The sequence below is a fragment of the Pseudomonas viridiflava genome, from assembly GCF_001642795.1.
Taxonomy (GTDB): domain Bacteria; phylum Pseudomonadota; class Gammaproteobacteria; order Pseudomonadales; family Pseudomonadaceae; genus Aquipseudomonas; species Aquipseudomonas viridiflava.
Genome location: NZ_LKEH01000023.1, coordinates 76,753 through 95,887, shown reverse-complemented (window position 1 = coordinate 95,887; position 19,135 = coordinate 76,753). Strand labels below are relative to the sequence as shown.

At 61.0% G+C, this 19,135-nt stretch carries 15 protein-coding genes; 7 read left to right on the top strand and 8 right to left on the bottom strand.

The window, feature by feature from the left end; translation table 11 throughout:
- Nucleotides 1-153: 153 nt before the first annotated feature.
- The 7 genes from AO065_RS09335 to AO065_RS09305 form a co-directional block, all read right to left on the bottom strand.
- A complete protein-coding gene (locus AO065_RS09335) occupies nucleotides 154-1,773 on the bottom strand; it encodes a glucan biosynthesis protein D (RefSeq protein WP_004881720.1) in 1,620 nt (539 codons plus the stop codon).
- 410 nt (nucleotides 1,774-2,183) lie between these two features.
- A complete protein-coding gene (locus tag AO065_RS09330) occupies nucleotides 2,184-3,113 on the bottom strand; it encodes a phosphatidate cytidylyltransferase (protein ID WP_004881719.1) in 930 nt (309 codons plus the stop codon).
- Nucleotides 3,113-3,733 carry a lysophospholipid acyltransferase family protein gene (locus AO065_RS09325; protein WP_004881718.1) on the bottom strand — a complete coding sequence of 207 codons (621 nt, stop codon included), beginning with the start codon at nucleotides 3,731-3,733 and terminating at the stop codon, nucleotides 3,113-3,115. The genes AO065_RS09330 and AO065_RS09325 overlap by 1 nt, the downstream gene beginning before the upstream one ends.
- A gap of 8 nt (nucleotides 3,734-3,741) precedes the next feature.
- Nucleotides 3,742-4,197, bottom strand: a complete 456-nt coding sequence (locus AO065_RS09320; protein ID WP_004881715.1) for a hypothetical protein — start codon at nucleotides 4,195-4,197, stop codon at nucleotides 3,742-3,744.
- Nucleotides 4,198-4,471: 274 nt separating this feature from the next.
- Complete coding sequence (locus AO065_RS09315; protein ID WP_080597912.1) at nucleotides 4,472-5,827, bottom strand: phosphatase PAP2/dual specificity phosphatase family protein; 1,356 nt, start codon at nucleotides 5,825-5,827, stop codon at nucleotides 4,472-4,474.
- Nucleotides 5,824-7,581, bottom strand: a complete 1,758-nt coding sequence (locus AO065_RS09310; RefSeq protein WP_004881712.1) for a bifunctional alpha/beta hydrolase/class I SAM-dependent methyltransferase — start codon at nucleotides 7,579-7,581, stop codon at nucleotides 5,824-5,826. The genes AO065_RS09315 and AO065_RS09310 overlap by 4 nt, the downstream gene beginning before the upstream one ends.
- 33 nt (nucleotides 7,582-7,614) lie before the next feature.
- Complete coding sequence (locus AO065_RS09305; RefSeq protein ID WP_004881711.1) at nucleotides 7,615-8,232, bottom strand: CDP-alcohol phosphatidyltransferase family protein; 618 nt, start codon at nucleotides 8,230-8,232, stop codon at nucleotides 7,615-7,617.
- A gap of 292 nt (nucleotides 8,233-8,524) precedes the next feature.
- On the opposite strand from AO065_RS09305, the gene hflK (AO065_RS09300) reads away from it, so the two are divergent.
- The 6 genes from hflK (AO065_RS09300) to AO065_RS09275 all read left to right on the top strand — a co-directional run bounded on the left by hflK (AO065_RS09300) (nucleotide 8,525) and on the right by AO065_RS09275 (nucleotide 16,681).
- Complete coding sequence (gene hflK, locus AO065_RS09300) at nucleotides 8,525-10,480, top strand: protease modulator HflK (RefSeq protein WP_004881708.1); 1,956 nt, start codon at nucleotides 8,525-8,527, stop codon at nucleotides 10,478-10,480.
- Nucleotides 10,481-10,491: 11 nt separating this feature from the next.
- Nucleotides 10,492-11,520, top strand: coding sequence for a protease modulator HflC (gene hflC, locus AO065_RS09295; protein WP_004881706.1), 1,029 nt, complete (start codon nucleotides 10,492-10,494; stop codon nucleotides 11,518-11,520).
- A complete protein-coding gene (gene hflK / locus AO065_RS09290; protein WP_004881704.1) occupies nucleotides 11,517-12,587 on the top strand; it encodes a protease modulator HflK in 1,071 nt (356 codons plus the stop codon). The genes hflC and hflK (AO065_RS09290) overlap by 4 nt, the downstream gene beginning before the upstream one ends.
- A complete protein-coding gene (locus AO065_RS09285) occupies nucleotides 12,584-14,509 on the top strand; it encodes a cation-translocating P-type ATPase (protein WP_004881703.1) in 1,926 nt (641 codons plus the stop codon). The genes hflK (AO065_RS09290) and AO065_RS09285 overlap by 4 nt, the downstream gene beginning before the upstream one ends.
- 292 nt (nucleotides 14,510-14,801) lie before the next feature.
- Nucleotides 14,802-15,989, top strand: coding sequence for a C17 cyclopropane fatty acid synthase CfaB (gene cfaB, locus AO065_RS09280; protein WP_004881701.1), 1,188 nt, complete (start codon nucleotides 14,802-14,804; stop codon nucleotides 15,987-15,989).
- Nucleotides 15,990-16,114: 125 nt separating this feature from the next.
- Nucleotides 16,115-16,681, top strand: coding sequence for a hypothetical protein (locus AO065_RS09275; protein ID WP_004881699.1), 567 nt, complete (start codon nucleotides 16,115-16,117; stop codon nucleotides 16,679-16,681).
- A 286-nt stretch (nucleotides 16,682-16,967) separates the two neighbouring features.
- On the opposite strand, the gene cls is transcribed toward AO065_RS09275, so the two are convergent.
- Nucleotides 16,968-18,407 carry a cardiolipin synthase gene (gene cls / locus AO065_RS09270; RefSeq protein ID WP_004881697.1) on the bottom strand — a complete coding sequence of 480 codons (1,440 nt, stop codon included), beginning with the start codon at nucleotides 18,405-18,407 and terminating at the stop codon, nucleotides 16,968-16,970.
- A gap of 166 nt (nucleotides 18,408-18,573) precedes the next feature.
- On the opposite strand from cls, the gene AO065_RS09265 reads away from it, so the two are divergent.
- Nucleotides 18,574-19,095, top strand: a complete 522-nt coding sequence (locus AO065_RS09265) for a DUF3617 domain-containing protein (RefSeq protein WP_004881696.1) — start codon at nucleotides 18,574-18,576, stop codon at nucleotides 19,093-19,095.
- Nucleotides 19,096-19,135: the final 40 nt, after the last annotated feature.

Genomic DNA, 19,135 nt, shown 5'->3' with positions numbered 1-19,135 from the left:
AGTAAGACTCGGGTATAACGCTGAGCACAAGCATAGGCATGATCAGCGTGCTTGAGATCACGCTGATCGTTCCTACGCTCTGCGTGGGAATGCCGCCCAGGACGCTCCGCGTCCGGTTTGTACTGTGACGCGGAGCATGGGCGTGATCACCGGTCAGGGGTATTTGCGACGATCAGGCGCTGGCGGGAAGTACTGGTACAGCCACGTCTCGCTCAGTGTGCGGTCGCCGGTGCGGATGAACATGCGCATTTCCACCGGGTCCACTGAGTCGCTGTCAGGTACCCAGTCGAAGGTGATCCGGTAACCCTTGATGTCGGGCAGCACGAGGATGTTGAAGTCCTGCACCTTGCCGTGGGTCACGGTCACGATCGGCTCGATCCCGGTGCCTTCCGGCAGACGGTCCAGACCGCCGCCGTGGAAGTCCACCGCGAAACGGCGGGCCCAGGTTTTCGGGTAATGCTCGCCCGGTGCCCAGCCTTCCAGGAAGCCACCCATGCCCGAACGCGTGGCGTGAACCTGCGCCAGCGGCGTGCTCACCGGCGGCAGCGGGCTCCAGAACAGCTTGTAGCCGTAGTTCATCGAGTCGCCAGCCTTGACCGCTGTCTTCGGTGTCCAGAAGACCACGATGTTGTCCATCGTCTCGCCGGTGGTCGGCAGTTCCAGCAGGCTGACCTCGCCTTCGCCCCACGGGGTGATCGGCTCGACCCACAGGCTTGGACGGCGGCTGTACCAGACCACAGTGTCCTGATAGCTGGAGAACTCGTGATCACTCTGCACCAGACCGAAACCTTTCGGGTCGTTGTCAGAGAACGCGCTGAACTGCGGTTTGACCGGATTGTTCAGCGGGCGGCAAATCCATTCGCCATTGCCACGCCACATCGACAGACGATCCGAGTCATGAATCTGCGGGTGAATGGTGTCGCACATGCGGCGTTCGTGGGTGCCGCAGCTGAACATGCTGGTCATCGGCGAAATGCCGAGCTGCTGGATGTCCACACGGGCGTTGATGTGCGCGTCGATCTCCATCACCACCTGCCCGGATTGACAGTCGATGTCGAAGCGATAGGCACCGGTCGCGCTCGGCGAGTCGAGCAGGGCGTAGACCACGAAGCGGGTGGCGTTCTTGTCCGGCGTTTCGAACCAGAACTTGGTGAAGTCGGGGAATTCTTCCTGACGCTTGGCATAGCTGTCGATGGCCAGGCCGCGTGCAGACAGACCGTACTGCTTGTTGCTGTCCACCGCTCGGAAGTAGCTGGCGCCCAGAAACGAGACCACGTCATTGATGGCGATTTCAGGCGCCTTGAACAGCTTGAAGCCGGCAAAGCCCAGATCGCCTTTCACCAGATTCTTGTCGATGCCGCTGCTTTCGTAGTTGAACAGGTCGTGGCGGAAATGCACTTCGCGCGCCTGCTTGTTCTGCGGATCGACGCTGTACATGCGCACGGGCGTCTTGAAGCCCGCGCCGACGTGGAAGAAATGCACGTCCAACTGGCCGTGAACGTCTTTCCACAAGGAATGTTCCGGGTCGTAGCGAATGGCATTGAATTGCTGTGGCGTGAGGTTCGCCAACACCGGTGGCAACACCTGCTTGGTGCTCACATAACCTTTGCCAGCCAGCTTCTTCGCGTGAGCTTGCAACTCTGCAAAATCGAAGTGCTCGATTTCACCATCAGCGGCTGCCGCCAGTGCGCGTGCAGCAAAAAGCCCTGAAGCCGACACGCTGCTATAAGCGGCCAACGCCATGGAAGCTTTCAGGAGATTCCTGCGATTCATAAGGGTGAAGCCTCTAGGTAATTCTGTGCGTCCTGCACAAAAAATGGCGCGCCAACGACTCCTTGCCGAACGCAAACTACCCACAACAGATAACAAAGACGAGATCCGGTTCGGAAATAGGCCGAAAAAAAACGCCGCTCATGCTGAATGAAAACGGCGTTACAAGCATAAATCGGGCGATTTTCAGGTCTGTGTCGGTTGATCGATCACGCTCATCGCCGCTTGGCGCAAGGCCTGCAAGCGATTTGGGTGCAAATAGCCATCCGGCCGGATTTTTTTTCAGAGCGCCGAGAGCGTAGTGGCTATGCAATATCCAGCAATCATTTTGCTGTCAGACTGACCCGCCAGACACGCGCCAAAAGCCAGATTGCGCGCTGATTGATCAGCCTGTTGGGGCCTCCCAAGTGTCCTCATGTCCACCAGTAGCGCACCAGGTGGAAGAAGATCGGCGCGGCGAAACACACCGAATCCAACCGGTCGAGCATGCCGCCGTGGCCTTCGATCATGTGGCCCCAATCCTTCACGCCCCGGTCGCGTTTGATGGCCGACATCACGATGCCGCCCGCAAAACCCAGCAGGTTGATGAGCAGTGCGATCAATGCCGATTGCCACGGGTTGAACGGCGTGATCCAGAACAGCGCGCCTCCGATCAGCGACGCGAGGGCGATGCCGCCGACGAAGCCCTCGACCGTCTTGGAGGGCGACAGGTTGGGCGCGATCTTGCGCTTGCCGAACAGCTTGCCGCACACGTACTGCAGCACGTCCGAGATCTGCACCACGATCACCAGATAGGCGATCAGCAGCAGGTTACGACCTTCGTAACCGGCAATCTCAAGGGTCAGCAACGCAGGCACGTAGGACACGCAGAACACCGCGATCATCAGGCCCCACTGCACCTTCGACGCGCGTTCCAGGAAGTGTTTGCTGTCGCCGCCCAGTGACGCAAGGATCGGCAGCAGCAGGAACACGTAGACCGGAATGAAGATCGAGAACAACCCGTACCAGTTCATGGCGATCAGCACGTATTGCAACGGCAGCGCCAGATAGAACGCGGCCACCAGCGCGGGGTAATCGCTGCGTCGGGTCGGTGTCAGGGTCAGGAATTCGCGCAGGGCGTAGAACGACACCGCATAGAACAACAGGATGACGGCACCCTGGCCCAGCCAGAAGGCGATGCCGATCACCAGCACCATGACCCACCACGCATTGATGCGCGCGTTCAGGTTGTCGATGACCGAGCTCGGGCCGCCCGCCCGGCGCTTGAGTACGTAGCCGATCAGCGAGGCCAGCAGCAGGACGGCGCCGATGCCCATGAACAGCAGTTGAGTCTGGTTATCCATTACAGCGGCTCCGGTGCCAGGGCCAGCAGTGCATCACGACTGCGGGCGAGGAATTGCTCTTTGCTCTCTTCACTGTCCAGCCGCAGCGGCGCGCCGAAGCTGGTTGTGCATAACAACGGCAGCGGCAGCATTCGGCCTTTGGGCATGACCCGGTTCAAGTTGGATATCCACACGGGGACCAGATCCACCTGGGGATAACTTTTCGCCAGGTGATACAGCCCGCTCTTGAACGGCAACAGTTCTTCCTCCGGGTTGCGTGTGCCTTCCGGAAACAGGATCAGTGAGTCCCCGTGTTCCAGCGCCTCGAGCATGGGTTGCAGCGGATTGCTGTCGGGCGTACTACGGGTGCGGTCCACCAGTACGCCGTTGAACACACGGTTGATGATGTAGCGGCGCAACGGACTGGACTGCCAGTAATCGGCACCGGCAACAGGCCGGGCGGTTTTGCGCAAGGCGGGCGGCAGTGACGCCCAGAGCAGTACAAAGTCGCCGTGGCTGCTGTGGTTGGCAAAGTAGATCCGCTGCCGGGGTTCAGGCGTACAGCCCAGCCACAGGCTGCGTGCGCCGGTAATGCTGCGCGCACCCGCAGTGATGATCGTGGCGACCAGAGGTTCGAACATGACAATTCCTATTGAGCGAAGGACAGCCAGGGAAAGATAAAGATGATGCCCAGCAGCCAGAGCAGCTGCAGCACGATGTAACGGACCTGCAGACGCAACTGCCGAAGCGCGCCCTGAGTGCGCAGCGCCCAGTTGCGGCCGCCTTTGTCTGCAGGCTGCAGTTTGAGGTCGGCCAGGACCTGATCGAGCTCCTGAGTGCGATCACTCAACTGGCTGGGGCGGTCAGCCATGTGCTGGAACAGATCGGCATCGAACGCGACCCGGAACGCCTGGGATTTAGCCAGCGCCCCGCTCAGTACCATGCAGGCGACAAACATCATCATCAGAACGCTCGCAGAACCTATCCACAGCTGTGCCAGGCCAAACAACAAACTCAGCAGCAAAAGCCCTGTGGATAAATAGTCCAGCGACTTGCCGCGCCGAAGCAGCGCGGCCACCACGTGCAACTGCATTTCCAATGACATGAATGAGCACTCCTGTGATTGAGCGGGTTCTTACAGCCTGCGCAAAGCTATTGTGGGAAGCGCCACCACATCTTTCGACGTAGCGCTGTCGTGCAGTAAACACCGGACTGTGGGAGGCGGCTTGCCGGCGATGAACGATGACGCTATTTTCCTGAAGTACCGCGTCAACTGCATCGCCGGCAAGCCGCCTCCCACAAAAGGTGTTCATTCAGCAGATTACGTGTTGTTTGATCAGAGGCGGTTTGTCGGCGTTGAGCCTCCCACACATCCTGTGTCATCTCATGGCCCGCGGTGTCTCGGCTACAGGCGCTTTGACTGAATAGCCTGCGAAGGCATTCAAGATATCCACATGCCCGCTACGCAGGACGACACTTGGCCTCGTCTGGCGAATCAACTCGACTGCGTTATCCACAGAACGCGCTCTTGCGGTGAGCAACAACCACGCGGCCACCGCCATTGCGCTGCGCGAATAGCCCAGTGCGCAGCACACCAGCAACGGGCCGTTTGAGCGCAAACGCTCGATGGCTTCAGCTGCAAGCTGGCACTGCTCGACCGTCAGAGGCACCAGATCCAACGCGGCGACCTGTTGATAACTTAGCGTACTCACTTTCAGCGGTAACTCAGCACACATATCCACAACCGCTTTGAACGGTTGCAACTGTTTTTGACTCGGTATGCGGCCCAGCCAGACGTTGTCCACAACCTGATCGGGATCAGGCCTTTGCCTTGTCCACACCCTTGAATTTATCCACGCGCCGATCAGATAGGGTGCAAACAGCCAACACGCAGCTGGGGATAACTTCCCGTTGGCACGTTTTTGAAAACCAGCGGCCCCGAACACAAGGTAATTCAGCGCGACCATCAGCAGGGACAGTGCAGGCCACGCCAGCCAGATCCAGCCGCCGCCCAAGGTAAACACAGGTATCGCCAGCAGCAGTGCGCCGATGCCGTAATACAGCGCCAGCTTGAGACGCTGCGGCTGACGTGTCAGACGTGCGGCCAGCAGCGGGCTGCGACCTTCATCCGGCCAGAGCCATATGCAGAGCCAACCGGCCAGTGCGCCTGTGGGTAAGTCTATGAAGTGATGCTGATACGTGGTCAGCACCGACACGCCAATCAGCGCGAACCAGCTGTGCAGCAACCAGCGCCACGCCACGTGAAAGTGCCGCGCATAGCGGTCGTAGCAGACCCACAGCACCACCAGCAGCGCGATATGCAGCGAGGGCGCCTGATTGAACGGCTTGTCGAACCCGGCCAGCACTGCGAACAGCCAGCCGAACAGGCCATCCAGTTCCGGGCGTTCAAAGGTGAAGCGCAGCGGCCAGAGCAGAAAGCAGGTGACTGCGATCAGTTGCGCGCTGAACAGGCGCAGCGCGTGGGTATCCAGCTCACGGCGCGTCAGGCAGGCCAGCAGCGAGAAGCCGTAAAGCAGGTCGATGGACCAGTAGGGCACGATGGTCCAGGCCCAGAACGGCATATGGCTTTCCCAGCCGAACGCCATGCTGCCGACGTCACTGCGCTGAGCCGTATACCACGTGGCAAAGCCGTAGCTGGCGAAGAAGAACGGCGCCAGCACCAGCAGCCAGACCACCGCTCTTTTCCACACGCCCGGCTCGCGAAACGCGTTCACTGGATGCGCTGCGCGAGGGACACCGTGAAAATCCCCCATTCATCCACACGCTGGGTGATTTTGCGAAAGCCTGCGGCTTCGACCAGTTGATCCATCTCTGACTGGCTGCGACGGCGCATGACCCAGGCCTGCCCCTGACGATGGCTGGTCAGGGCGCGGGCAATCAATTCCAGCTGCGGGTGCCATGGCTGACCGGTGTACACCAGATAACCGCCAGGCTCGACAGCGGCTGCCAGCCCGGCCAGCGAATCGCCGACCATCTGATTGCTGGCGAACAGCTCATACAGACCCGAGACCACGGCCAGCGTGGGTTTGGGGTCCAGCGCTGCCAGGTCGGCGCGGTCGAAGGCATCGCCCTTGACGAAGCGTGCGACGTCTTCGAGGTCTTTCTGCTCGATCAGCAGGCTGCCGTCGCGCACGTTGATGTCGCTGTAATCACGCAACAGGATCGACTCCGGTAGCGGTTCCACGCCTTGCAGCGATTCCAGGATGTAACGGCCATGCCCGGCGGCGATATCGACGATACGCACTGGCTTGCCCTGATTGCGCAGGTGCGCCATGGCCAGACGCAGCAGTTCTTCGGCGTGCAGCTTGCGCTGACGGATACCGCGCCAGCCAATGGACTCGAGATAATTCTTGTCGATCATCCGGCCCAGCGCGCCGGTGCCGGTGGGTTTGTTGCGGTAGACGTAATCCAGCGTGCTGCCGGAATCGAAGCCGGTGTCAAAACCCAGCTTCAAACCTGTGGATAACTTGCTGCCCAGGCGCATGCTGGCGCGCGTCATGCGCCAGTAGAGGTCGCGCAAGGAATTGTGCGGCAACGGCGCGGCCAGTTCTTCGGACTCGGCGCAGGTGACACCCAGCGTGTCGGCATCGAGCAGGGAAGGGCGCGCCACCGGGGTCTCGAAGGTCTGCAGCACGAAGCGTCGTACACGGCTGATCGCCAGATGACGGTCCCGCTCGCCCAGCGTGTCGTGGAAGAACCCTGGCAGGATGTGTTTCTCCTTGCGCATGCTGCCCAGTCCGTCGAAAAACTGTTCCTGCGGGCCGCGGTGCACCACGAAGTCGGAACCCGAGATCAACAGCTGAGTCGGGATCTGAATGGCCTGCGCGTCGGCCACCACCCGGTCGGCGGCTTCGTACAGCCCCAGCAGCACATTCACCGAGATCGCCTTGGTGATCAACGGGTCGCTGTCATAGGACGCGATGCGCTGGGGGTCGTGGCTCAGGAAGCGCGCCTTGACGTAGCTGTTGACGAAGAAGTTGCCCTTGAACTTTCGCAGCAGCGCCAGCCCCGAACGGGCAAAGGGCACGTACAGCTTGACCTTGAAGGCCGGCGAGGCGAGGACCAGCGAGCGGATCTTCGGTGCGTAGTCGTGCGCCCAGGTCGCTGCGATCACCGCGCCGACGCTCTGAGCGATCACTGCCATATTCTCTTCCGGTATCTCGAACGTTGCGCTCAGGTGATCGACGAAGGTCTGCACGTCGCGCACGCTGGTCGCAAAGCTTGGGCTGTCGCCGCGAGCGCCGGGCGACTGACCATGGCCACGTGCGTCCCAGGCGAAGAAATCGAAACCCGGCAGGTCCAGTTCATCGACCAGATGCGCAATGCGTCCCGAGTGCTCATGGCCCCGGTGAAACAACACGATGGCCTGTCGAGGCGCATCGGAAACCTGCGTGAGGGCAGGCCAATGGCGGTAGAACAGCTCTACGCCGTCATGAGTCGTGAAGCGCCGATCATTCATCTCACGCATTGCAACTTCCTTACGCCGTAGGCTTTTGGCTGCTTATTCTTGGGGCGAGGTCTGTTCTTCCAGGCCGCGCCGGACGCGGTTGTACAGCGTGTACACCAACAGTGCGCAGACGAGGGCGAGCACTATGTTTATCCACAGGGCCGCGAGCCAGCCAACGGCCACGCCAGCACCCAGCACGCCGAACACCAGCGCACGGTCGCTTTTGCCCATCGGGCCGTCGTAGCGCCGGGAGGCGCCGACCATCGGGCCGAGCACACCTGCGTATTCAGTGAAAATTGCCAGCAGAGTCACCGCCAGTACCAGCCCGAGGCTGACATCGGGAATCAATGCGAAGGGCAGGAACAGGGCGCTGTCGGCGATGACGTCGGTCAGCTCGTTGAGATAAGCCCCGAGCCGGGACTTTTGGCCGAATTCGCGGGCGAGCATGCCGTCAATGGCGTTGAGCGCCATGCGCAGGATCATCCACAACGGGATCAGCGCGAACAGTGCGTAATGCGGCACCGACAGCGCGACGATGGCGCCGACCAGCAAGGACACGGCACAGGCGGCGAGGGTGACCTGATTGGCCGTCACGCCCTTGTCGTAAAGGCGCTGCACGGCGGGCCGCAGCAGGTTCTGAAAGCGCGGTTTGAGCTGGTAGATAGAAATCAACGAAGAGCATCCGTGTCTGTGGATAACTACACGACCGTGCGGCAACAAACGAAGCGGCACAGGCCAGGCCGCTAGTGAAACATAATGTGACCCGCACTACGCAGTACTGTTTGTGCGATATGTCTCAAGGATGAGAATTTCGCCCTGTCTGATACCGACCTGAACAGGCATTGAACCTGACGAAAATTTCACGGCGAGTGTTACATCGTAACGCTATGATGCGGCAGCATTCAGACCGCCGATGCAGGCCTCCAGCGGGCCAGGGGCGACAGTGAGCAGGTTCGGGGTAGTGATGCGGGTTGATCTGGATGTAGAACATGCGGACCTTGAAGGTCTGCCGCGTTTTCAAATGGCGGTGCGTCAGGCGCGACGTCTCGCACGTCTTATGTATGTCGCCGCCGGGCTCGGTATCACCGGGCTGGTGCTGGCGTTTTTCATCGATCTGTTTTCGCCGGGCTCGCTGTGGATGGCCGTGCTGGTCAACAGTGGCGCGGCGCTTCTGCTGCTCGCTGCCGGTTTGCAGTCGGCCCGCAGCGTCGCGAGCTGGCGTGCCCGCGCGCTGGAGGTCCCGGCGCGGGTAGAGCATGATCCGTCTGCGCTTGATGGGGATGCTGACGTCGATGACAGCGGCTGGTATGAGCGTCTGCTCACTCGCCTGAGCGAATCCAGTGAATCGTTGCTGCGCCAGATAGGTCTCTCGACCCTGTGGCTGGCCGGGTGGTCGCTGTTGGTTCTGATCAGTGTCCAGGCGATCTGGAACCTGACACTGCTCGGCAACGATATCTCACCAGTCGCCAATCTTACGGGGAGCGCGCTGCTGTTGATGGCGTTCGGTTTGCTGGTGCTGGAGCGGCAACTGAGCGGCGAGGCACAGTGGCCTGAAGCCGAGCCGTTGTCGCGTCTGGTGCGCATGACGATCGTCGTGTTTCTGGCCGCAGCCCTGTGCCTGTTTTTCTCTCGGATCGATCGGGTCTGGCCTGCACGTCTGGCTGTGCTGATCGGTTTGCTGCCGATGGCGGTCGCCATCGAGTTTCTGGTGCGCGCCGCGCTGTCGTTGTTCAGCCCGCGCAACGAGCGGATCGAGCCGCGTCTGCTGGCCAGCAGCTTCATTGCCGACCTGTTGCGCTGGCCGCCACGTCCGCTGATGGCCCTGCAGCACGAACTGCATAACCGCTTCGGCATCGACTTGCGCCAGATCTGGGCGTTCACCTACATGCGCCGGGCCTTTCTGCCCGTGCTGGCGGTCGTGGCCCTGCTGGGCTGGGCGCTGACCGGTGTGCATGAAATCCCGCTACAGGCGCGGGGCATCTACGAGCGCTTCGGCAAGCCGGTCGAGGTCTTCGGTCCTGGCTTGCATGCGGGTCTGCCATGGCCGTTCGGTCGTGTGCTGGCGGTCGAGAACGGTGTGGTTCATGAGCTGGCCGCCAGCGTGTCGCCCGCCAGTGCCGCCGAGCAGATGGCCGATCCGGCCGAAGGTCCGCCACCGGCCAGCGCCAACCGCCTGTGGGACGCCAGCCACATCAATGAGAAATCCCAGGTCATCGCCAGCAGCGCGGGCGCCAAACAGAGCTTCCAGATCGTCAACATGGACGTGCGCTTCGTCTACCGTATTGGTCTGACTGATGCTGCAGCCCTGGCGGCGACCTACAACAGCGCTGATATTCCGGCCCTGATCCGCAGCACTGCCAGCCGCGTGCTGGTGCACGACTTCGCTTCACGCACGCTCGATGAACTGCTTGGCGAACAGCGCACCGGTCTGTCGGAAGACATCGGCAAGGCGGTGCAGGCCGACCTGCAACGTCTGGACAGCGGCGTGGAAATTCTCGCCACTGTGGTCGAGGCGATTCATCCGCCTGCCGGTGCCGCCAATGCCTATCACGCCGTACAAGCCGCGCAGATCGGCGCGCAAGCCCTGATTGCCCGCGAGCGCGGCGCGGCCAGCGACAAGGCCAACCAGGCTCAACTCAACGCCAGCACTACCCATGATCAGGCCAGCGCTACCGCTCGCGAAGTGCTGGCAACGGCTCGAAGTGCCGACCTGCGTTTCGACGCCGAGCGTCAGGCCTACACTGGCGCAGGGCAGGCATTCCTGCTGGAGCACTACCTGACTCGCCTCAACGAAGGTTTGGGCAATGCGAAATTGCTGATACTTGATCACCGTCTGGGCGGCGATAACGCGCCGACCATCGACCTGCGTTCCTTCACCCCACCGGCAGACCCAACGGCGCCGCGTAAAGCCGCTCAGTAAGGAGTCGTCCCTTGAGTCTGTTCCATCATCATCACGATCACAGCGACCACGATGCCCACGATCACGGCGGTCACGGCCATCACCACCATCATCATGAAGCGGCGGGTCCGGCGGCGTTTCCCTGGCGGCGGGCGAGTCTGGCCGCTGTCCTGATCGCGTTCGCCATCGCCGCAGCCAGTCTGGTGCAGGTGCGCTCGGGCGAGGCGACGGTGGTCACCCGTTTCGGCAACCCGTCCCGCGTGCTGCTCGAGCCGGGCCTGAACTGGCGCTGGCCTGCGCCGTTCGAAGCGACCATTCCGGTGGACCTGCGCCTGCGCACGACCTCCAGCGGTCTGCAGGATGTCGGCACCCGTGATGGCCTGCGGATCATCGTTCAGGCTTATGTGGCGTGGCAGGTTCAGGGCGACGCCGATAACGTGCAGCGTTTCATGCGTGCGGTGCAGAACCAGCCGGATGAAGCGGCGCGGCAGATCCGGACCTTCGTTGGCTCGGCGCTGGAAACCACGGCCAGCAGCTTCGACCTGTCGAGCCTGATCAACACCGACGCCAACAAAGTGAACATCACGGCGTTCGAGAACCAGTTGCGTCAGCAGATCGATCAACAGTTGCTCGCCACTTACGGCGTGCGGGTGATGCAGGTCGGCGTCGAGCGCCTGACCCTGCCGTCGGTGACGCTCAACGCCACGGTTGACCGGATGCGCGCCGAGCGCGAAACCATTGCCACCGAACGCACCGCCGTCGGCAAGCGCGAAGCGGCGCAGATTCGTTCCGCGGCCGAGCGCGATGCGCGCATTGTGGAAGCCGACGCCACCGTCAAGGCTGCGGACATCGAGGCGCAATCACGCGTCGAAGCGGCGCAGATCTACGGCCGCGCCTATGCCGGCTCGCCACAGCTCTACAACCTGCTGCGCTCGCTGGACACGCTGGGCACTGTGGTAACGCCGAGCACCCGGCTGATTCTGCGCACCGATGCGGCGCCATTCCGCGTGCTGGTCGACGGCCCGCCAACGCTGGATGGCAAGAGCGGATCGCAACCATGAGTGATCCGGCTGACGACACCCAGGCTCAGCGCCCTGCAGTCAATGGACCCTGGCTGCAGGCCAGCCGTCTGGCCTTTCTGGGTTTGTACGGTGTGACGCTGCTGGCGGCATTGGGCTGGATCACCTCCAACGTGCGCCAGATCGATCCGCAGAACCGTGCGGTGGTCATGCGTTTCGGTGCGCTGGAACGCATCCAGAACGCAGGCTTGCTGACCGCCTGGCCACAGCCGTTCGAGCAGGTGGTGTTGCTGCCCTCGGCTGACCGGGTCATCGAGCGTCGCGTTGAAACGTTGCTGCGCTCATCAGCGGCCCAGAAAGCGGATGAAATCGCGACCCTGTCGGCACCGATCAGCGATGCGTTGGCAGGCTCGGGTTTTCTGCTCACCGGCGATGCCGGTGTGGTCCAGCTGGACGTGACGGTGTTCTACAAGGTCACGGATCCTTATGCCTTCGTGTTGCAGGGTGATCATGTAGAGCCTGCACTGGACCGCCTGGTCAATCGCAGTGCGGTGGCGCTGGCCGCAGCGCGAGACCTGGATACGATTCTGGTCGCACGTCCTGAGCTGATGGGCGCCGACAGCCAGGCCGCCGAGCGCCGCGAACGTCTGCGAGGTGATCTGGTAAGCGGCATCAATCAGCGCCTGACCGCGCTGAAAGACGCCGGGATGAGCATCGGCATCGAGGTCGCCCGCGTCGACGTGCAGTCGAGTTTGCCGCCCTCGGCCGTCAACGCCTTCAATGCGGTGCTGACTGCCAGCCAACAGGCCGATCAGGCCGTGGCCAACGCGCGCACTGACGCCGAGAAGCTGACTCAGACCGCCAACCAGCAGGCCGACCGTACCCTGCAGGTCGCGCATGCCCAGGCTTCCGAACGACTGGCCAAGGCGCAGACCGACACCGCTGCCGTGGTCAGCCTGGCGCAGTCCGTCAAGAACCGTGACGACCCCGATCTGTTGCAGCGCATCTACCGCGAGCGGGTGCCCGCCATTCTTCGTCAGGCCGGTTCCGTGACCACCGTCGATCCCAAAGACGATTCCCGCCTGATCATTCAGGGAGCACAACAATGAGTGGCGAAGCCGTCCACACCCACGAGCCTGTCGAAGCGCAAGCGGTCGGCAGCATGCTGAGCGGTGCCGAACAGCGAAGTGCAGCCCGCCAGTTGACGCTGGCAATGCTGGCGCTGGGCTTGCTGGGGCTGGGTCTGATCTGGCGCTTTATCGCGCCCGAGCAGACCGGTGTCAGCCAGTTGCTGCTGGGTGCTGCGTCGCTGCTGGTGGCGATTCCGGTGGTCAGCGCCGGCTGGCACAGCCTGCGACACCCGAGCCTGCATGGCATCACTGATCAGTTGATCGCGCTGGCAATGCTGGGCGCGTGGGCTACCGGCGACCTGATGACCGCTGCGTTGCTGCCGATCATCATGATCTTCGGCCACGTGCTGGAAGAGCGCAGCGTGATCGGCTCGCAGGAAGCCATCGAGGCGCTGGGCCGTCTGACTCGCAGCCATGCCCGGTTGCTGGCTGAGGACGGCAGCATTCGCGAAGTGGACAACACCACCCTGAAGGCGGGTGATCAGGTCGAAGTGCGGGCCGGGGACCGCGTGCCTGCGGATGGCCGTGTGCTGTCCGGTCAGGCCAGCCTCGACACCTCGTCGATTACCGGCGAGTCAGTACCGTTGGAAGCCACCGTGGGCGTGGAAGTGTTCGGGGGCGCTATCAACCTCGACGGTCTGCTGCGTATCGAAGTAACGCGCATTGGTGATGAGTCCACGCTGGGCAAGGTCATCGCGCTGATGCAGAGTGCCGAGCGCTCCAAACCGCCGATCACCCGGCTGCTGGAGCGCTATGCAGGCAGTTACATGGTGCTGGTGTTGTTGATTGCCGCACTGACCTGGTTCATCACCCACGACGCGCAGGCGATGCTGGCAGTGCTGGTCGCTGCCTGTCCGTGCGCTCTGGTGCTTTCGGCTCCTGCAACCGCCATCGCCGGTATCGCCGTCGCGGCGCGTCACGGGATTCTGATTCGCAGCTCGGCCTTCCTGGAAGAACTGGCGGACCTGACCTCGCTGGTGGTGGATAAGACCGGCACCCTGACGTTCGGGCGTCTGCGCTTGCAGTCCATACAGGCGCGAGGCGCGCAGCATGCACAATTGCTGGAGCTGGCGGCCAGCCTTGGATCGGCCAGCAGCCATCCGGTCAGCCGTGCGCTGGCCGGGCTTGTGGATAAAAGCGCGCTGTTGCCGTTGACCGATATTCGCGAGCGTCAGGGACTGGGCGTTGTGGCGGCGACCGGGCAGGGCGAAGCGGCCTTGGGCCGCCCTGAATTGTTCGAGCAACTGGGCATTGTCACACCCGGCGTCCCCGAGCATGACGGCCCGCTGGCGGGTCTGTCGTTGAATGGCGAATTTCTCGCCTGGTTGTTGCTGGCCGACACCCTCAAACCGGAAGCGCAGGCTGCGCTGCAGGAATTGCGTGAACTGGGCATGGGCAGGCAGTTGCTGTTGACCGGTGACCGTCAGGGCGTGGCTCATCAACTGGCGCGAGAAGTCGGAATTACTGACGTCCATGCCCAAGCGCTGCCGGAGGACAAACTCAACCGGGTGATGAGCGAGATCGGCAGCGGCTTCAGGCCGATGGTGGTCGGTGACGGAGTCAACGACTCGCTGGCGCTCAAGGCAGGCGTGGTCGGCGTGGCGATGGGAGCGGGCGGTGCGGACATTGCACTCGCTTCGGCTGACATCGTATTGATCGGCAGCGATCTGCGTCGTCTGGGCACCTGCGTACGCCTGAGCCGCCGCTGCCGCCACACCCTTCAGGTCAACGTGATCATAGGCCTGGGCTGGACGCTGGCCATTGTTGCACTGGCAGCCTTCGGCCTGCTGGGTGCGGCCGGGGCGATGATCGCAGCGATCCTGCATAACCTGAGCACATTGCTGGTTCTGGGCAATGCCGGGCGTCTGCTGCGCTTTCAGGAGCCCTTGATCAAATTGTGAGCAGCCTGCAGATCGCGAGCACTGCCGTTTCGCCTGAAAAGCCTGAGCCATTACATCTTTTTTAAGTATAAGAAATGGCTTGAGCTTTGAAGAACTCTGTTACAGATTAAGAGTCATTCAACAGAGTGCGGTCCAAATTCAGGCTGTCGTCTGGCTCGAGTCAGTGGGCACAAGGCTGTTCCCCCGAAGTTGATTCAAAGCAGTTTTGCCATCGCCAATAGCCTATCGGCCCTTTTTGGAGGGTTTGTCTTGGATGCTCTATTCGAGTTTCTGGATAAGGGGGTGATTCATCATGCTTACGCAACTTCCGTCGGTCTTGCAAAACCTTCATCTGCCGCTGCGTCTCAAACTCTGGGACGGTCATCAGATGGATCTGGGGCCTGATCCCAGCGTCACGATTGTCGTGAAGGACCCGCGACTCGTCTCCGATTTCACCCACCCCAGCCTCGACCTGCTTGGCAGCGCGTTCGTGGAAGGGCGGCTGGAACTCGAGGGCTCCATCACTGAAGTGGTCAGGGTCTGCGACGAGCTGACCCACGCGCTGGTGGAGGAGGAAGACGAGTCCGACACGCCAGTGCGCACCCGCCACGACAAAGATACCGACGCTGCCTCGATTTCCTACCACTACGACCTGTCCAACGAGTTCTACCAGTTGTGGCTCGACAAGGAGATGGTCTACTCCTGTGCCTACTTCAAAACCGGTAACGAATCGCTGGAACAGGCTCAGCAGGATAAGTTTCACCACCTGTGCCGCAAGCTGCGCCTAAAGCCCGGCGATTACCTGCTGGACGTCGGCTGCGGCTGGGGCGGTCTGGCGCGCTTCGCTGCCCGTGAATATGGCGCGAAAGTCTTTGGCATCACCCTCAGCCGCGAGCAACTGGCGCTCGCCCGCGAACGGGTGGCGGCCGAGGGGCTGGACGATCAGGTCGAGCTTCAACTGCTCGATTATCGTGACCTGCCGCAGGACGGCCGCTTCGACAAAGTGGTCAGTGTCGGCATGTTCGAACACGTTGGCCACGCCAACCTGCCGCTCTATACCCAGCGCCTGTTTGGCGCGGTGAAGGAGGGCGGTCTGGTGATGAACCACGGCATCACTGCCAGGCACACCGATGGACGACCCGTCGGGCGTGGGGCGGGCGAGTTCATAGACCGCTACGTATTCCCCAACGGCGAACTGCCGCACATGGCGATGATCAGCGCCCACATCAGCGAGGCCGGACTGGAAGTCGTCGATGTCGAAAGCCTGCGGCCGCACTATGCCAAAACGCTGGAGCACTGGAGCGCCCGCCTTGAAACACACTTGAGCGAAGCGGCCGCGATGGTGCCCGAACACACCTTGCGTATCTGGCGGCTTTACCTTGCAGGCTGCTCTTATGCGTTTGCGCGAGGCTGGATCAATCTGCATCAAATTCTGGCGGTGAAGCCTTTTGCTGACGGGGGGACGGGGTTGCCGTTGACGCGGGAGGATGTTTATCGGTGAGTGGGCTTCCGGCGTTGCGGCTCATGCCCGGTCAGATTATTCGCTACATTTGGTTTCGCTGTTCATCTTGGGCGAGCCTTTGTTTCGGGTAAAATCCTGATTTACCCCTTGCTCAAGGAACGGGCTTGCCAGCATTTCACGTTGACTCTATCCAGCAGTGGGAGTCGTTTGAGCACGACGGAGTTTTTTATGACCTTCGTCACCTCGACTGCCATGAAGTTGTTTTCCAGAAGCAAGGTGAGCCGATCCGTTTTGTAGTGACGTATGGCCTGCATTGCTTCACTAAAAATGGAACCGGGCACAATATTTCGCTTATGTATGCAGATGGCCGTGAGAGCCAGTTTATTTGCCTTGAGCGCTACGAAGCATCCAGGCAGTTGCGCAACATAATGGAGGGGCTAGGTGCGGGCGCTTTGATTTACCTGACGCAAGGCGAGAGCTTCTTTACGCTTGACGTGATGAATAACGCCAGTGGTGCTGTTGAGCCTTTCAAGATATGCATGGCTATCTTTCGCGAATACCGGGTACTGCGGATTCATGTGACCAGCGCTTTTTTTGCACGCACTGGCGAAGGATCACCAGGAATACCTGTTAAAAAGAAGGGGTTCAGCATATTCAAGGTTGCGCTGGATACTCTAAGGAAACCTAAAGGACAGTGTCCAAAGGAAGTCCGGAACCGGAGAGCGAAGTGAGCGCAGGCGCTAGAAACGGCGAACCCCTCTCTAGGAGGGGTTCTCAGCCGTCGATTGCATGCAAACGACGGGGCAGGACGCTGTTTCCTCGCACTCGGCGAACTGGGTTAACCAGCAACGGGGTGCGATCTGACGATCCCTGAAACCACCCTTTACGGACCAGGCCGCACGGCTATATTCCACTAATAGTGGAAGAGCATCAAGGGCTGTCGATTATTCATATCTGTAACCTTTAAAGAATTCCAAGGCTGGCGCTGCGCATTAACCGTTGCCTTGCCATTGGCCATCACAAAATCGGCGATATCAACCGAGCCACGCGCATGCCTAGCTGGTGCAATCTCCGCGTCTCGCGGCTTTCCTGGATGGAGATTTCCCGCGCCTGGGCGAAATCGGCATTCAGCATGGCCTCGACCTGATTCGAAAAGTCAGGGTCGACGGTCAGCAGCATCAGTTCGAAGTTGAGCCTGAATGAACGGTTGTCGAGGTTGGCGCTGCCGATCGCGGTGATTTCATTGTCCACCAGCACGACTTTCTGGTGCAGGAAGCCCGGGCCGTAGCGGAACACCCGCACGCCTGCGCGGACCGCATCGAACGCATAAAGGCTGGAAGCGGCGTAGACCACGTAATGGTCTGGGCGCGAGGGCAGCAGCAGGCGGACATCCACACCGCGTAGCACTGCCAGACGCAGGGCCGCGGACACAGCTTCATCCGGGATGAAATACGGGCTGGTGATCCAGACGCGCTCTTCAGCGGCATGGATGGCTTCGACGAAGAACAGCGAGCAGGTTTCCTGCGCATCCGCCGGGCCGCTGGCGAGCAGTTGGCACAACACACCGTCTTCAGGAAAGGTTTCCGGCAAGCTCAAGGGCGGCAGCTCGCGGGTGGCCCAGAACCAGTCTTCGGCAAATGATTCCTGCAGGCAGGCAACCACCGGCCCGATGACTTCCACGTGGGTGTCTCGCCAGGGCGCGAGCGGCGGTTTGAGCCCCATGTATTCATCGCCGACGTTGTGTCCGCCCATATAGCCTTTCAGCCCGTCCACGACCACGATCTTGCGGTGGTTGCGGAAGTTGATCTGGAAACGGTTGAGCCAGCCACCGTGGGTGGCGAACGCTTTGATCTGCACACCGCCAGCGCGCAGTTTGTCGATGTAGGCTGCGGGCAGGGCGTGGCTGCCGATCCGGTCATAGAGCACAAAGATCGATACACCTTCTGCGGCCTTCTCCAGCAATAAGGTTTGCAGCTGTCGGCCAAGCGCATCGTCATGGATGATGAAGAACTGGACCAGTATGGTTTGCCGGGCCGCACGAATAGCCTCGAAGATCGCGCCGAATGTTTCTTCACCGTTGATCAACAGCCGGACCTTGTTATTGGCCAGCGCCGGCATGTTTCCGAGTTTGGGCATGGCCCGTAGCGACGTGTAGGCTTTCGAACGACGCGCCGCAACGGCTTCCTCGATCCAGGGCCGCCAGTTCAGGCTGCCGATGGCGACACGCATCTCCTGGTTGGCGTCACGCCGCGCCTTGATATAGGCATCGAACGAACTGCGGCCGAAGACCAGATACGGAATCAGGGTGAAATAGGGGATGAACAGCAGTGGCATCGCCCAGGCGATGGCGCCTTGCGAGGTGCGTACGGTCAGCAGCGCGTGGATGGCGGCACCGGTGCCCAACAAATGAATGAAACCCAGGACGTAACCGAAAAAATACGGGTCGTGATAATCCATGTGGAACAATGCTCCTCGGCTTTGCTGCCTAACAGACCACAGCTGAACCGGAATGTCGCTATTTTATTCCCGGTGCAACTGGGCAGCGGTTATGTCGTCTAAGGCTCATCTTCCGGCCGGTTATCCCGGCCTTGTGTATCTGTCACTGCCGCTCAGGAATACTCAAATGAATAAACGTATGTTGGCGTGGTTTTTCTGTCTGGCGACGCCGCTGGCTCAGGCCCAGATGCTGCAACCTGGCTTGTGGGAACTGACTTCCAGCAACATGAAAGTGGACGGTCAGCAATTGCCCGACCTGCAACTGATGCTGGGCCAGCTGAAAAACCTGCCGCCCGAGCAGCAGGCCATGATGGAGCAGATGATGCAAAAGCAGGGCGTAACGCTGGGCGGCAAAGGTGTACGTGTTTGCCTGACGCCTGCGCAGGTGAAATCAGACGACATCCCGTTGACCGACCCCAAGTCGGGTTGCACGCAGAAAATCACTGCGCGCAACGGCAAGACCTGGAATTTCCAGTTCAGCTGCCCCAAAGCTCAGGGCACAGGACAGGCGCAATTCCTCAGTGATCGCGAGTTCACGACCAACGTCGTAGGCACGTTTAACGCCACGGGTCAGCAACAGAACGGCAGCATGGACACCCGTGCCGTCTGGCTGGGCGCGCAATGCGGAACCGTTGCACCACGTACCTGAGTCAATTCATAGAGTTACGTTCCACGTGGAACACTCTTGA

What these genes read in the sequence shown, in the direction of transcription:
- AO065_RS09335 (WP_004881720.1), bottom strand. Translation starts at nt 1,773, where the DNA reads ATGAATCGCAGGAATCTCCTGAAAGCTTCCATGGCGTTGGCCGCTTAT.
- AO065_RS09310 (WP_004881712.1), bottom strand. Translation starts at nt 7,581, where the DNA reads ATGCGTGAGATGAATGATCGGCGCTTCACGACTCATGACGGCGTAGAG.
- AO065_RS09285 (WP_004881703.1), top strand. Translation starts at nt 12,584, where the DNA reads ATGAGTGGCGAAGCCGTCCACACCCACGAGCCTGTCGAAGCGCAAGCG.
- AO065_RS09330 (WP_004881719.1), bottom strand. Translation starts at nt 3,113, where the DNA reads ATGGATAACCAGACTCAACTGCTGTTCATGGGCATCGGCGCCGTCCTG.
- AO065_RS09320 (WP_004881715.1), bottom strand. Translation starts at nt 4,197, where the DNA reads ATGTCATTGGAAATGCAGTTGCACGTGGTGGCCGCGCTGCTTCGGCGC.
- hflK (WP_004881704.1), top strand. Translation starts at nt 11,517, where the DNA reads ATGAGTGATCCGGCTGACGACACCCAGGCTCAGCGCCCTGCAGTCAAT.
- AO065_RS09325 (WP_004881718.1), bottom strand. Translation starts at nt 3,733, where the DNA reads ATGTTCGAACCTCTGGTCGCCACGATCATCACTGCGGGTGCGCGCAGC.
- cfaB (WP_004881701.1), top strand. Translation starts at nt 14,802, where the DNA reads ATGCTTACGCAACTTCCGTCGGTCTTGCAAAACCTTCATCTGCCGCTG.
- AO065_RS09265 (WP_004881696.1), top strand. Translation starts at nt 18,574, where the DNA reads ATGAATAAACGTATGTTGGCGTGGTTTTTCTGTCTGGCGACGCCGCTG.
- hflK (WP_004881708.1), top strand. Translation starts at nt 8,525, where the DNA reads ATGCGGGTTGATCTGGATGTAGAACATGCGGACCTTGAAGGTCTGCCG.
- cls (WP_004881697.1), bottom strand. Translation starts at nt 18,407, where the DNA reads ATGGATTATCACGACCCGTATTTTTTCGGTTACGTCCTGGGTTTCATT.